The organism is Bradyrhizobium barranii subsp. apii (assembly GCF_011516635.5).
Lineage (GTDB): Bacteria > Pseudomonadota > Alphaproteobacteria > Rhizobiales > Xanthobacteraceae > Bradyrhizobium > Bradyrhizobium barranii.
The window spans coordinates 6,955,901-6,969,742 of the sequence record NZ_CP096255.1; the positions used below are offsets into that span (position 1 = coordinate 6,955,901).

Genomic DNA, 13,842 nt, shown 5'->3' on the forward strand with positions numbered 1-13,842 from the left:
GACCCGTCACCGGCGCGCGAGCCGGCAAGGGGCCAAACGGATCGTGAGGAGTTGACGATGAAGCCAGACGTCTATGCAGCGAACTGCCCCACGCGCCAGATCCTCGACCGCGTCGGCGACAAATGGGCGGTGCTGCTGCTGCTGCGCGAGGATCCGATGCGCTTCAATCAGTTGCGCCGAACGATTGAAGGCATTTCGCAGAAGATGTTGAGCCAGGTTCTCAAGTCGCTCGAGCGCGACGGCCTGATCAAGCGTCACGCCATCGCAACCGTACCGGTGACGGTGGAGTATTCGATCACGCAGCTCGGGGTGACGCTCGCGGCCGCCGTCGATCCCCTGCGCGATTGGGCCGAGCAGAATCTGAAGGACGTGCTCGCCGCCCAGCGCCGCTACGACACGCAGCAGAAGGACGAAGCGGCCTAAGCCTGCCCGGCCTTGGCCAGCTCGACCTCGACGCGCAGCTCGATCTCGGACAGCAGGGAATCCAAACCAGGATCGCCCGAGGATGATTTCAGGTTCGCCGCGGCATCGCGCAGCCGCATCACGGTCGAGGCGTCGAGATTGCCGGACAGTAATCCCATCTTGAGATCGTCGAGCACGTCGAGCGCGGTCCTGCCACGGGCGACCGAGCGCTTGCGGCGCTCGACCGGATCTTCCTCGATGCCTTGCAGTGCGAGCAGCCCATCGATGTTCGCGGCCGCCTTCGGTGCGGCAGCGCCCCGCGTCTCCTGCGCCGACGAGGTGTCGGGCAGCACGAAGGTGCCGGAGCTCGTCCGCCTGGCCTGGCTGGCCGGCGTACCTAGCGTGGTGCCGTTCGGTCCGTAGATGCGCATCGCAGGAATCCGGGTGATCGATGCCGTCACCTTCGCCGTCTTATGGTTAACGGCGCGTAAACGGCCCGGCAAAATCTGCCGAGAGGCGGCAGTTTCGCTCCTCAGGGAGAACGCTCCCTGACACCGGTGGAAACAGGTTTATTCAACCTATTCAATCGCGTAACCCCGCTGCCCCGCGTTGGCACAGCACTCGCAAGGAAAGCGTCGGACCAGCTCGTCATGGGAGTGTCGGGGATGGTCCGAGATGTGAGGAGCCTCGGGGAGCAGAGGATGCCAGGCGTTCGTTGGGTGAGGATTGTTGGGGTGGCCTGCGCCGCGCTGTCAGCGCTGGCGCTCTCGGTCACGTCTGCAAGCGCGACATCGCGCATCAAGGACCTCGCCAATATCGAGGGCGTGCGGCAGAACCAGCTCATCGGCTACGGCCTCGTCGTCGGCCTCAACGGCACCGGCGACACGCTCAATAACATCCCCTTCACCAAACAGTCGCTGCAAGCGATGCTCGAGCGCATGGGCGTCAACATCCGCGGCGCCACCATCCGCACCGGCAACGTCGCCGCCGTGATGGTCACGGGCAATCTGCCGGCCTTCGCCACCCAGGGCACGCGCATGGACGTCACCGTCTCCGCGCTGGGCGACGCCAAGGATCTGCGCGGCGGCACCCTGCTGGTCACGCCCCTGCTCGGCGCCGACGGCAATGTCTACGCGGTCGGACAGGGCTCGCTCGCGATCTCCGGCTTCCAGGCCGAAGGCGAAGCCGCGAAAATCGTGCGCGGCGTTCCGACCGTCGGCCGCATCGCCAACGGCGCCATCATCGAGCGCGAGATCGAGTTCGCACTCAATCGGCTGCCGAATGTGCGGCTCGCGCTGCGCAACGCCGACTTCACCACGGCCAAGCGGATCGCGGCCGCGATCAACGACTATCTTGGCGTCAAGACGGCCGAGCCGATCGATCCCTCGACGGTACAGCTTTCGATCCCGCCGGAGTTCAAGGGCAACGTCGTCGCCTTCCTCACCGAGATCGAGCAGCTCCAGGTCGATCCTGATCTCGCCGCCAAGATCGTCATCGACGAACGCAGCGGCATCATCGTGATGGGCCGCGACGTTCGCGTCGCAACCGTCGCGGTGGCGCAAGGCAACCTCACCGTCACCATCTCCGAGAGCCCGCAGGTCAGCCAGCCCAACCCGCTGTCACGCGGGCGCACCGTGGTCACGCCGCGCACCGGCGTCAGCGTCGTCGAGGACGGCAAGAAGTTCGCCGTCGTCAAGGACGGCGTCTCGCTTCAGCAGCTCGTCGACGGCCTCAACGGCCTCGGCATCGGCCCGCGCGACCTCATCAGCATCCTCCAGGCGATCAAGGCCGCCGGCGCCATCGAAGCCGACATCGAGGTGATGTGATGCAGACCAGCATGATCAACACCCCGCACGTCGTCACCTCCTCGGCCTTCTCGGTGGAGAGCCGCAACGGCCGGCCCGACTTCGAGCTCGCCGCCGCGTTGCAGAAGGTCTCGCCGCAGCAGCAGTCGAAGGCGCAGAAGACCGCCACCGATTTCGAGGCGATGTTCCTCAACAGCATGTTCTCGCAGATGACCTCGGGCCTGAAGGGCGAAGGTCCGTTCGGCGACACCCCGGGCACCGGCGTGTGGCGTTCGATGCTGACCGAGCAATATTCCAAGAACTTCGCCAAGGCCGGCGGCGTCGGTGTCGCCACCGAAGTCTACCGCACCCTCATCATGCAGCAGGCGAAAACAATCCGCACGGCATAAGGTCAACCGAGATGAACCACTTCAACGCCTCACGTCAGCCGGTGCAAGCGCAGCGCCCGAACACCGCACCCGGCAACGCCGAGGCGCGCAAGGTCGCCGAGCAGCTGATGGATGCGATGAACGCCCTGCTCGGACTGGTCGAGCGCGAGACCGAGCTCGTTCGCGCCGGCCAGGTCCGCGAAGCGATGACGCTCGAGAGCAAGAAGCAGGAGCTGTCGCGCAACTATGTCAGCGCCGTCAGCGAGTTGAAGACGAACCAGGCCCAGCTCGCGAAATCCGCGCCCGAGCTGCTCTCGACGCTGCATCGGCATCACGACGCGTTCCGCGCGATGCTCCAGGTCAATCTCACCGTGCTCGCGACCGCACACGCGGTCTCGGAGAGCGTGGTGCGCGGCGTCAACGCCGAGATCCAGAAGCGCAACGTGCCGAACACCTACACCGCGGCGGGACGCCGCGCGGCTCCAGGCCCACGCCATATCACCCCACTCGCGGTCAGCCGCTCGCTCTGAGCGCGCGCGAAAACTCCCTGCAATTTTACGAAAAACCGCGCGACGGTATCGTCGCGCGGTTAGGCACGTTTGCTTACCCGGTCTTCAATCCTGGTGTTCCATGGTTGCGTATTGAGAGGGGTTGGGATTTGACTCAGACGAGGCAACCAGGAGGCTGCCATGAGTACAGATTTCAGCATCAGGCCGGTGGGGATACCGGCCCCCGTGCAGATCATAACGACGTCCAATGCGGCGGCGAACAAGGCCGTGCAAACTGATTTGCCGGTGAGCCAGACGGTCGCCGCGAGCGATACGAGCGCGGCTGCGCGCAATGATTTGCAGAGCACCAACGATAGCGTTTCACGCCAGGTCGTTTTCAATCAACCCGCCGCGTCCTTCGTGTTCCAGGTTGTGAACGAAAGGACCGATGCGGTTGTCGATCAGTTTCCGGATGAAGCGATGCTGCGGCGGCGCGCCTATTTCCACGCACTGGACATGAAGTCCGAGCCCCCGCGTCCACTCAGCACCGATCGCAGCGCCTGACGTTCACGCCGCGGGTCGCGACGGCCGTATCGAGGTCGTTCGAATCGGTCGCGTTACGACCGTCCCGAAAGACCGGCGGCGATATTGCGATTGATCTCGATCAGCGGGCGGAAGTGATCGAGCTGCGGGCTCATCAGCAGCGCTGCAGTCTGGCTCAGCACGAACACGCTGATGTTGGCGATCCTCTGCCGAACGTCGAGCGGCTGCGGATTGGTGTCGCGCATCGCCTCGCTCAGGAAGATGGTCCAGAGCTTGCGGTTGAACATCAACGCCTGCGTCGTCTGCTCGTTGAAGGGATCGGCGCTGTTGATGGCGTCCTGCAGCTTGTTGGCGGCCTTCAGGAGCGTCTGCGCCTCGATATCGCGAGGAGACGCAGTGGTCGTGGCTACACGCGCGTAGGCCGAAGCAGCAGAACTCGACATCGATCACCCTGGAGGTTTCCTCGCCCGTTGTACAGGCTTAAGGATTTCTTTCCCAACCCTAGGCAGCACCGCTTAAGATTTGCTTACGTGAGAGTGCGGACGATCTCCGGACAATTACGGGTCGCGGCATCCACCTTCACCTCAAGGCTAAATCCGAGTGCTCGCACTGTAAACGATTGCATCCATCATGCGCTGATCTGAGCTAATCGACAGTTAGCGATCTCGCTCAAAACAACGGCGAAGCCTAGGCTTCGCCGTTGAATGATTCATCGTGTACGTCAGCGTCGCGGTTAGCGGAGGAGCTGAAGCACGCTCTGCTGCGACTGGTTGGCGAGCGACAGCGCGGAGACTGCGATCGACTGACGCGTCGAGAGCGCCTGGCTGTTGGCCGCTTCCTCGTTGGTGTCCGCAAGCGTCAGGCTCGACGAGCCGGTCTGCAGCACGTTGATCAGGTTCTTGCTGAAATCCTGACGGATCTGCACGATCGAGAGGTTCGAACCGAGCGTCGACGCCTCGGCACGCAGCGTGGTGCTGGCCGAGTTGAGCGAAGTCAGAATAGCGTTCGCCGATTTCGAGTCCAGGAAATCAACGCCCGAGGTCAAGGGAGCAAGGTTGAGGCCGGCGTCGTTGAAGGTGACGCCCTGAATGTTCAGCGTCGAACGCCCGGTTTCGTTGAACACGAGCTTGAGCGTATCGCCGTTCAGCAGATTCACGCCGTTGTAGGAAGAGTCCTGCGCCGTGGTGTTGATTTGCGCGAGCACGTTGTTGTACTGCCCGACCAGATTGGCGCGCGTGGCTTGCGAATCCGGGTCGACGGTGGGCGCCTGCGCGATCAGGCCATAGAAGGGCTGGCCGCTCGCCGCGGCCGTGCCGCCGATTGCGCCGATCGTCGAGGACGCCGAGTCGTTGGAGGTCACGATGTTGAGATGACCGGTCGTGTCGATCGTTGCCTGCAGGTTGTTCGCCGCCAGCGCCGCGTTGAGTTGATTGAGCGTGGAAACCTGCCCGACGCCGGCACCGAAGGTGATGCTGGTGGCGGTGCCGCCGCCGGTCGGACCGATCGTCAACGTCTTGCCGCTGAGCGGGGGCGGAACGCGGGCGGTGGTGCCGGCAGTGAGGCCGAGCGCCGTGAGCACGTTGCCCGAGCCGGAGATCGCCAGATCCTGGCTCGTGCCGGTGCTGAGCACGAGCTTGCCGCCGGAAATTGTCGAGGCCGTGCCCGTACCCGTGATGCCGTCGATCGCGCTCAGTACCGACTGCACCGTGAGTGTGCTGCCCGCACCGATGCCGATCGTGACGTTGCCGAACGAGTCGGTGGTCGAGGTGGTTTGCGCGGTCGAGAAGGTGATCGTCTTGCCGTCGACAGTCAGGACCGAACCGTTGGTGATGGTCGTACCGAGATCGTCGGAACCCGCACCGGCGGTACCGACCAGCTTGGTCGCGCCCGTGATCGGCGCCGCGCCGCTCGTATCGTCATTGTTGACGACGGTGCCGGTGACCGTGTTGTTGGTGTATGCCGTGCCCAGCAGGTTGTTGGCGGTCGCACCGGGGACCGCGGCCGACGTCACGTTGGATTTAGGCGAGTACCCCGTCGGGCTCTGCAGTACCTGGCTGGCGATCGATTTGGCGCTGTCGACCAGCTTTTGCAGCGAGGTGATGCCGGTGTTGGCGGCCTGCAGCACCTGCACGCCGTTGCTGATGCCATCCAGGAGATTGCTGATGTCGCTGGCGCGATTGTCGAGCCCCTGTGCGGTGAAGAAGTTGGTGGGGTTATCAAGCGCCGTGTTCACCTTCTTGCCGGTCGAAAGGCGTCCTTGCGTGGTAGCGAGCAGGTCGGCTGTCGACTGCAGCGACAACAGGTTCTGGCGGACTGATGCCGAGAGAACGATGTTGGACATTGGCAGATCTTCCTCTTGGAGCGCGACGCGTACGGATCGGAGCCCGCCGGTCTGGCAAATGGGCTTTTGTCTAGTTCTAGACGCACTCCTTTAAATTAAGGTTAATGGCGGCTTAAGCCACAGGGTTAACAAGGTATTAACCGGCCAGGGTTCCCTGAAACCCGGCTCACGCCGCGTCACGCGCAAAAAACGGCGGGGCAAAAGCCCCGCCGTAATGCCTTGTTTGACGATTTTCGTCGCGTATCAGCGCAGGAGCTGCAACACGCTCTGCTGCGACTGGTTGGCCAGCGACAGCGCCGAGACCGCGATCGACTGGCGGGTCGACAGCGCCTGGCTGTTGGCCGCTTCCTCGTTGGTGTCGGCCAGCGTCAGGTTTGACGAACCGGTCTGCAGGACGTTGATCAGGTTCTTGTTGAAGTCCTGACGGATCTGCACGACCGACAGGTTCGAACCCAGCGTCGATGCTTCCGAACGCAGCGTGCTGCTGGCGGCATTGAGCGAGGTCAGGACCTTGTTGGCCGAAGCGTTGTCCAGGAAGTCGGTGCCCGACGCGAGGGTCGAGATGTTGAGACCCGCGGTGTTGAAGGTCACACCGGTGATGCTCAGCGTCGACTTGCCGGTTTCGTTGAACGTCAGCTTCAGCGTGTCGCCGTTGAGCAGGTTGACGCCGTTGAAAGAGGCATCCTGCGCGGTCGTGTTGATCTGCGCGAGCACGTTGTTGTACTGCGCAACCAAGCCTGCACGCTGGGTCTGCGAGGTCGGATCGGCAACCGGAGCCGCGATGGCAGCGCTGTGGAACGGACCGGTGGCGGTAAAGGCCGAGCCGCCGAGCGTGCCGATCGTCGAGGAGGCCGCGTCGTTCGTGGTCGTGATGGAGATCACGCCGGTCGAGTCGATCGAGGCCTGCAGGTTGTTGGCCGCCAGCGCCGAATTGAGCCCGTTCAGCGTCGAGACCTGGCCGGTGCCGGTGCCGAAGGTGATGCTGGTGGGCGTGCCGCCGCCGGTGGCTGCGATCGTCAGCGTCTGGCCCGAGATGGCGGGCGGGACGCGGGCGGTGGTGCCGGCCGTGAGACCGAGCGCGGCGAGCACGTTGCCCGAACCCGCGATCGTGAGATCCGAGGTCGTGCCGGTGCTCAGCGTGAGCTTACCAGCCGCGACGGTCGAGGCGGTGCCGGTGCCGGTGATGCCGTCGATCGCGCTCAGCACGCTCTGCACCGTCAAGGTGCTGCCCGTGCCGATGCCGATGGTGACGTTGCCGGCGGTGTCGGTGGTCGAAGTGGTCTGCGCGGTCGAGAACGTGATGTTCTTGCCGTTGACCGTCAGGACCGAGCCGTTGGTGATGGCCGTAGCAAGGTCGTCGGACGTCGCGCCCGCGGTGCCAACCAGCTGGGTGGAAGCGGTGATGTTGACCGCAGTGCCGGTGTTGTCGTTCAGCACGGCGGTGCCGGCGACGGTGCTGTTGGTATAAGCGGTACCCAGCAGGTTGCTGGCGGTCGCGCCGGTGATGGCGGTCGAGGTCACGGTCGACTTGGTGGAGTAGCCCGTCGGGCTCTGCAGCACCTGGTTGGCGATCGACTTGGCGCTGTCCACCAGCTTCTGCAGCGAGGTGATGCCGGTGTTGGCTGCCTGGAGAACCTGAACGCCGTTGCCGATGCCATCGAGCAGATTGCCGATGTCGCTGGCGCGGTTATCAAGGCCCTGGGCGGTGAAGAAGTTGGTGGGATTATCCAGAGCCGAGTTCACCTTGCGGCCAGTCGACAGACGGGACTGGGTGGTGGCGAGGAGGTCGGCGGTGGACTGGAGGGAGAGCAGGTTCTGGCGAACCGATGCGGAGAGAACGACGGACATACTGTTACCTTTCTGGTAGCTACGCGTCCTATCTGACCAATTGATCAGACGACCGCCGGACCGTGCGTCCAAGCCTCTAACAATCCGTGAAATGAAACCCGCAGTTTTTCCCGCCGCGACGCCGGAAGCCCCCTTCGAGGCCGCGGCAGACGGCCGGACATGCCGCTATCGGCCTTGAAATTGTTGCATTTTCCGTCCCCGCCGCCGTCGTTTACGACCTGTTAACCATGTTGCGCAAGGATCGGCTCCAAATCACGAACGATCGCCCTCATCGCACGAACGCCGCGACGGATCGTTGTAAAAGGGTTGATGGAGAACAGGCATGGCTCTCAAGGTTGAGCTCAAACCGCACGAACGCATCATCGTCGGCAATTCGGTGATCACCAACACCGACCAGCGCGCCCGCCTCCTGATCGACGGCGACAACGTGCCGATCCTGCGCGAGCGCGACATCCTCACGCCGGAGACCGCCGACACGCCGGCCAAGCTCGTCTATCTCGCGGTCCAGCTCATGTACATCTCGCCGGATCCGCAGAGCCAGCACGGCACCTACTTCAACCTGGTGCGCGACATCGTCACCGCGGTGCCGAGCGCCTGGCCGATCATCGAAAGCATCAACAACAACATCATGAGCGGCGATCTCTACCGGGCGCTGAAGGATGCCCGCAAGCTGATCGCCTATGAAGAGAAGCTGCGGGACCAGTACCAAGCGACGCATCCCAAGGGTGACGTCAGCTCGGCCGCCTGATCGGCACGCATCAGCCTGCCCAAACGACAACGGCCCCGGATCATGTCCGGGGCCGTTGTCGTTTCACCTGCATGCCTGGTCACTGCGCCGCCAGCGGCGGCGCCTCGACCTCGATCAGACCACCGCCGGTCCGCCGCGCGCCGAACTCCAGCACCGCAGCCACAAGCGCGTCGATGTCCGTCTCGTCGGTACGGTGATTGACGATGGCAGCGCGGATCGCGAACCTGCCGTCCAGCGTCGTGCTCGAGGGTGCCGCAACGCCGGACTCCTGGACATCGGCGACGATCTCGCGATTGACTGCATCGTCGGCGCGGTAGCGGAAGCAGACGATGTTGAGGTTCACCGGCGCCAGCAATTCCAGCCGCGGCTCGGCCAGCACGCGCGTCTCCAGATATTTCGCCAGCGCGCAGCCTCGCGCGATCACCGCACCCAGCCGGTCGGTGCCGAACGTCTTCAGCGTGAACCAGGTCTTCAGAGCGCGGAAGCCGCGCGACAGGTCGGGGCCGAGATCGCAGGGCCAGACCGCACCCGCCGCAAGCCCCCTCGCCTCGCGGCGCAGATAGGCCGCCGGCTGCGCAAAGGCCTGCCGGTGCTGCTCGCCGTCGCGCACCAGCAGGAAGCCGGCGTCGTAGGGCACCTGCCCCCATTTGTGGAAGTCGAGCGCAATGGAATCGGCGAGCTCGATGCCGCCGAGCATGGGCGCGAGCTCGGGCGAGAAGATCGCGAGCGCCCCGAAGGCGCCATCGACGTGAAACCAGATTCCTTCCTCGCGGCACAGCGCAGCGATCGCCTTGAGGTCGTCGATCGCGCCGATATCGACCGTGCCGGCAGATGCGACCACCAGGAACGGCTTGAAGCCGACTTCGCGATCGATCGCGATCTGCGTCCGCAGCGCAGCGACGTCGATGCGATGATCGGCATCGACATCGATCTTGCGCAGCGCATCGGTGCCGATCCCGGCGATGTCCATCGCCCTGGAGACACAGCCATGCGCGGCCCGCGACGTGTAGGCCGTGAGCAGCGCGCCGTCATTGCCGATGCCGTGCTGCCGCGCCAGCGTGCCGAGCGCGCTCGTGCGCGCCACCAGCACCGCCATCAAATTGGCCATCGACGTGCCCGTGACGAAGATGCCGCTCGCACGCTCCGGGAAATCAAACAGGCGCCGCATCCACGCGACGATCTGGCGCTCGACTTCGATCGGCATGTGATCGCGTCCGCCGAGATTGGCATTGAGGCCAGCTGCGAGCATCTCCGCGAGCATGCCGACCGCGGTGCCGCCGCCATGCACCCAGCCCATGAACCCGGGATGGACATTGCCGGTCGCATAGGGCGCGACATGCTCGGCGAATTCGCGATAGACATCGGCAAGGTCGCTCGCCTCGCGCGGCACGTCGGCCTTCAATGCCGCGCGGATGCCGTCGGGAATCGGCTGCCACACCGGCCGCGTGCGGACATTGGCGATACCGTCGATCGCCTCGTCCAGCATGCGATGGGCGAGCGTGCGAAATTCGCTCCAGTCCTGCGGATCGAGCGAAGCCTGCGCGACGGAGCTTTGCGCGTTGCGGATGATCTCGTTCATGCTGCGCTCGCCTTGCCCTCTCCTGCTTGCCGCGACAGCATCGCCGTGAACGCGGCAAAGATCTTGCGCATCTGCGGCGGCTTGTACGGAAACACGACCGGCGGATCCATGTTGTGCACGACGGCGGTGTTGTCGGCTTCGAAGACCAGCAGCTCGCGGTTTGGGTTCTCGGCGCAATCGACGATGAAATAATCGAGGCCGACGCGCCGGCTCATCTCGTCGAGCGCGGTCTTGTGGCGCGCGGCGAAGGCGTGGTCAAAGTCCAGCATGAAGACGGCCTCTTCAGCCCGCTTCTCCTCGCTGAACGCCATGTAGGCGTTGAGATACCAGATGTCCCAGCGATCGGCGATCGCCATGTGGCAGGCGTAGGGCTTGCCGTCGACCATGGCGAGACGATATTTGCGGTAGAGCCCGTCGGGGCTCGCATAATCGACGAAGCGCGCGACGAAGAAATCCTGCTCCTCGCGCTCGGCGAGATAGGCCGCGAGTGCCGGCGCATCGTCGAGTTTCGCGAGCCCGACACCGGCATGCGTGCCGCGCGGCCGCGCGATCATCGGAAAGCGTAATTCGCCGGCGATGTCCTCGCAAGCGATCCGGCCCTGCGCGAGATCCGTCAATTGCGCGCGCGTGGCGTGGATGGTCGATGGAATCTCGAGACCAGGGATGCCCGCCAGCAGCCGATACAGCTTGTCGCGATCGAGGTTGCCGATGAGATCGGGGCGATTGAGCAGCGGTCGCGGCCAGCGCGGCGCCGCCTTTTCGATCAGGGCGAGCGGTTCCCGGCATTCCTCGGAATCGGATGCAACCACGATGGCAACGTCGTGATCGGGCAACGTTTCAGGCAAGCCGACATCCTTGGTCACATAGAGCGTCAGCAGCTCGAAATCGGAGCCTTCGAGCAGGAATTCGATCGGCGTGTTGCCGCCCATGTCGATGTCGGCCGCAAGGGCGAGCACGCGCAAGCCGGGCTTCGGAGCCGCAGCGGGCGTGCGAAACAATTGATGGAAGGTCAGCACCTCCGACTGGATCGCCAGCCCCGCCGCCTTGTCGCCGAGTAGCTGGACGATCAGCGATAGGTCAAGGCCTTCGCCCGCGTGCGCTGCTCCTTCCGTGATCCGCGTGACGAGCTGATCGCGCAGTGGCTGCAGATCGACACCTTCGAAGGCCTGGCGCGTCAGCTGCGCAAAGCCGATGCGGTCGGCATAGTTCGGCACGGTCACGCCGATCGGCGCGGAAACTGGATGCTGCATCTCATACCTCGAAGGCGGACTTTTCCGGTGCGGTTGCGGCTGCGCCGCGGTCAAGCAGCAGCTCGATCTTCACCAGGACATGGGCGATGCGATCGAGCAGGTGCTGCACATTGCGTCGTGCCTGCGCCATATCCGGCGACCAGACCTCGGTCACGAGCCGGGCGCCGACGCAGAGGCGCAGCACGGCTTGCGGCGCATCGTCCTGCCGCTCCAGCCGGACCGGCTGGCCGATCAGGCTGCGCTGGACGGCGATCTGCCGGTCCGCCGCGCTGCCGCTGATTTCGTCGTTCATGTCACGCCGCAGCGCCCGATGGACGGCGCCGGTCTCGGCCATCGAGACCGGCTTGCCGTCGCGCAGCAGCATGAACGGAAAGATCGTGGCGTGCGCGAACTCCTCGTCGTCCCCGGCAGTCTTCTCGGTCGCCGTTGGAACGGGTTGAAGCGACGGCGACAGCGCGATCATGCTGTCGATGCCGGCGGCAAGCTCGGCCAGCGCCCTGACGCGGAAAGCTCCGGGCACGGCGTAGTAGCTGCCGATCTCCGCGAGCGCCGCCTCCCAGCGCAGCCATTGTCCGAAATTCGGCCGGCGCTCGAAGCGTGAGCGCAGCGCCGTCCAGGCCATCGGCCAATCGCAGCGGCCGGCATAGTCGAAGAAGCCCGGCGCAATCCCCTCAATCCGGTCGAGCGACCGCGAAAACCCCTTCGGCACCAGCAGCGCGCCGCTGAAGGCAGGGCCGCCGAAGAATTTCGAGCCGGTGATCAGCACCATATAGCCGCGGTCGAGATAGGAGCGTAGCCGGCGGCGGCCGAGCCGCGCCTGACAGGCGTCGACGACGACCTGAACCTTGCGCGGCCAGCGCCACGCGATCTCGTCGAGACAGGCCACGCTCGGCGCGCGCCAGCCGAGCTTCGAGGAATCCATGATCTGAAGCAGCACGGGCGCACCTTGCGCGATGGTCGCTTCGATCGCCTCCAGCACCGCGGCATCGGTGTCGGCGCGCATCGCGATCCCCGGCCCGGCCCGAAGCAGCGGCAACGTCACGCTGGCGCCGGCGAGTCCGGCAACCGCGCCGTCCTTACGCACGGCAAGGCCGCTCGCCGTCATGGAGCTGAAATGGTGACCGCGCGCGGTCTGGGCCGTGCCGCTACCGGTCTGGTCGGCGCCGACCACGATCGTCACTGGCGGGGCGCCGAGCACTGCACGCGCCAGGAACAGGGCGTGGAGCTGAGAATCCGTCCCGGACGGCGAGAACACGACGTCGACGCGCGGCGAGAGCTGGAGATGGCCGCGCAACTCCTCGCGCATGCCCTCGCAGCGCGCATCGAAGGCGATCTCGACCTCGTCGAACAGGCACCTGTGCATCAGTTCTTCCCGCGCCAGCGCGGCGCGGTCATAGGCGAGTTGCGAGATCGTCGATGCCGTCGAGGAGGCGAAATTCCAGATCTCGGGTTCCGGCGAGGCCGCACAGCCATAGGCATTGACGCGATCCCCAGCGTCGAGCGCCAGCCGCGGATCTCCGCCGGAGACGAGCAGCGTGTCCAGTGGCGTGAAGAGATCGCGCAGGCGGTAGCGCGAGCCGCCGTCGAATGTGCGCTCGGGGACTGACAGACCGGATGCGCCGGCACTCATCCCGGAAGGCTCACGCCGCATCGGCAGCTGCCGCGGGCGCGGCTGCGAATTGCGAGGCGATGTCACCGTGGAACACCGACGGCCCGACGTGATCCAGCGAGCTCTCGATGTCGGCCCAGATTTCGCCGCCGATGTCGGTCCAGCGCTTGCAGAAGGCGAAGTCCTCGGAGAGATAGGTGCCGGTCGCCGGATCGATCATGCATTCGAACAGCGCGAAGCGGTTCTGGCTCGCCGCCAGCGTGTCGTGCGAATGCTCGCGGAAGAATTGCAGGCCGGCATAGTTGGGGTGGCGGCACATCGCCTCCAGCACGTGGCGGCGGATCATCAGGAAGCCGGTGCCGGCGTAGCGCACGCGGGTAAAACCGTTGACCACCACGATGCGGTCGGGATCCTCGATCTCGAGCACATAATCGAGCGCGGCCGCCGGCACATCCGCGCGGCCGGACTCGATCGCCCGCCTCGCCTTGTCCCAGTTGACCCGCTTGATCGGATAACAGCCGGCGACGACATCCGCGCCGCATTCGATCAGCCTGAACACCTGCTCGGGCTTGAAGCCGATGTCGGCATCGATGAACAGGAAATGGGTCGCCTTTGGATCGTCGAGAAACATCGCGGCCAGATTGGCCCGCGCGCGCGTGATCAGCGCATCGCCGTCACGCAGGAGCACCTTGAGCTCGAGATTGGACATGCCGTGCACGGCGCGCTGGAGCGCGAAGATCGAGCTCGCATAAATGCTCGAGACCTGCCCGCCGAAGCACGGCGTGGCCACCACCAGCTGCATCTTGTCCGACATCGACGGCCCCGCCCCGCTCAACTCCTCACCAAAAGGTAAAGAGGCAT

General features: G+C 64.9%; 14 protein-coding genes. 6 read left to right on the forward strand and 8 right to left on the reverse strand.

Annotated features, from left to right (window positions below):
* Positions 1-57 precede the first annotated feature (57 nt).
* On the forward strand, positions 58-423 hold the full coding sequence (locus tag HAP41_RS33495) for a winged helix-turn-helix transcriptional regulator (protein WP_166090537.1): 366 nt from the start codon (positions 58-60) through the stop codon (positions 421-423).
* On the opposite strand, the gene HAP41_RS33500 is transcribed toward HAP41_RS33495, so the two are convergent.
* The gene (locus HAP41_RS33500) at positions 420-833 is read right to left on the reverse strand and encodes a flagellar assembly protein FliX (protein ID WP_063982271.1); all 414 of its coding nucleotides are present in this window, start codon (positions 831-833) and stop codon (positions 420-422) included. The two genes, HAP41_RS33495 and HAP41_RS33500, sit on opposite strands and share 4 nt — an antisense overlap.
* A 270-nt stretch (positions 834-1,103) precedes the next feature.
* Here HAP41_RS33500 and HAP41_RS33505 point away from each other — a divergent pair, with 270 nt between their 5' ends.
* From HAP41_RS33505 to HAP41_RS33520, 4 genes are all read left to right on the forward strand, one after another.
* Entirely contained in the window at positions 1,104-2,228 is a 1,125-nt protein-coding gene (locus HAP41_RS33505) for a flagellar basal body P-ring protein FlgI (RefSeq protein WP_028148517.1), read from the forward strand.
* Entirely contained in the window at positions 2,228-2,596 is a 369-nt protein-coding gene (gene flgJ / locus HAP41_RS33510) for a flagellar assembly peptidoglycan hydrolase FlgJ (protein WP_028148518.1), read from the forward strand. Before HAP41_RS33505 ends, flgJ begins: the two co-directional genes overlap by 1 nt.
* Before the next feature lie 11 nt (positions 2,597-2,607).
* Positions 2,608-3,105, forward strand: coding sequence for a hypothetical protein (locus HAP41_RS33515; RefSeq protein WP_028158316.1), 498 nt, complete (start codon positions 2,608-2,610; stop codon positions 3,103-3,105).
* A gap of 159 nt (positions 3,106-3,264) precedes the next feature.
* Complete coding sequence (locus HAP41_RS33520) at positions 3,265-3,627, forward strand: hypothetical protein (protein ID WP_166090513.1); 363 nt, start codon at positions 3,265-3,267, stop codon at positions 3,625-3,627.
* Between the two features lie 53 nt (positions 3,628-3,680).
* On the opposite strand, the gene flaF is transcribed toward HAP41_RS33520, so the two are convergent.
* The 3 genes from flaF to HAP41_RS33535 all read right to left on the reverse strand — a co-directional run bounded on the left by flaF (position 3,681) and on the right by HAP41_RS33535 (position 7,795).
* Positions 3,681-4,049 (reverse strand): flagellar biosynthesis regulator FlaF, encoded by a 369-nt coding sequence (gene flaF / locus HAP41_RS33525; RefSeq protein WP_014493991.1) that lies wholly within the window; start codon positions 4,047-4,049, stop codon positions 3,681-3,683.
* A gap of 290 nt (positions 4,050-4,339) precedes the next feature.
* Positions 4,340-5,947, reverse strand: a complete 1,608-nt coding sequence (locus HAP41_RS33530) for a flagellin N-terminal helical domain-containing protein (protein ID WP_166090509.1) — start codon at positions 5,945-5,947, stop codon at positions 4,340-4,342.
* A gap of 243 nt (positions 5,948-6,190) precedes the next feature.
* Complete coding sequence (locus HAP41_RS33535) at positions 6,191-7,795, reverse strand: DUF1522 domain-containing protein (protein WP_063982267.1); 1,605 nt, start codon at positions 7,793-7,795, stop codon at positions 6,191-6,193.
* A gap of 322 nt (positions 7,796-8,117) precedes the next feature.
* On the opposite strand from HAP41_RS33535, the gene flbT reads away from it, so the two are divergent.
* A complete protein-coding gene (gene flbT / locus HAP41_RS33540; RefSeq protein ID WP_071912194.1) occupies positions 8,118-8,543 on the forward strand; it encodes a flagellar biosynthesis repressor FlbT in 426 nt (141 codons plus the stop codon).
* 79 nt (positions 8,544-8,622) lie between these two features.
* Here flbT and HAP41_RS33545 read toward each other — a convergent pair whose 3' ends face one another.
* From HAP41_RS33545 to HAP41_RS33560, 4 genes are read right to left on the reverse strand one after another with little or no spacing between them, the layout of a single operon-like run.
* Positions 8,623-10,122, reverse strand: coding sequence for a pyridoxal phosphate-dependent decarboxylase family protein (locus HAP41_RS33545; RefSeq protein WP_166090505.1), 1,500 nt, complete (start codon positions 10,120-10,122; stop codon positions 8,623-8,625).
* On the reverse strand, positions 10,119-11,372 hold the full coding sequence (locus HAP41_RS33550) for an ATP-grasp domain-containing protein (RefSeq protein ID WP_166090501.1): 1,254 nt from the start codon (positions 11,370-11,372) through the stop codon (positions 10,119-10,121). Before HAP41_RS33550 ends, HAP41_RS33545 begins: the two co-directional genes overlap by 4 nt.
* 1 nt (position 11,373) lies before the next feature.
* A complete protein-coding gene (locus tag HAP41_RS33555; RefSeq protein ID WP_166090495.1) occupies positions 11,374-13,023 on the reverse strand; it encodes a hypothetical protein in 1,650 nt (549 codons plus the stop codon).
* Entirely contained in the window at positions 13,013-13,795 is a 783-nt protein-coding gene (locus tag HAP41_RS33560) for a methylenetetrahydrofolate reductase (protein ID WP_063982262.1), read from the reverse strand. The genes HAP41_RS33555 and HAP41_RS33560 overlap by 11 nt, the downstream gene beginning before the upstream one ends.
* Positions 13,796-13,842: the final 47 nt, after the last annotated feature.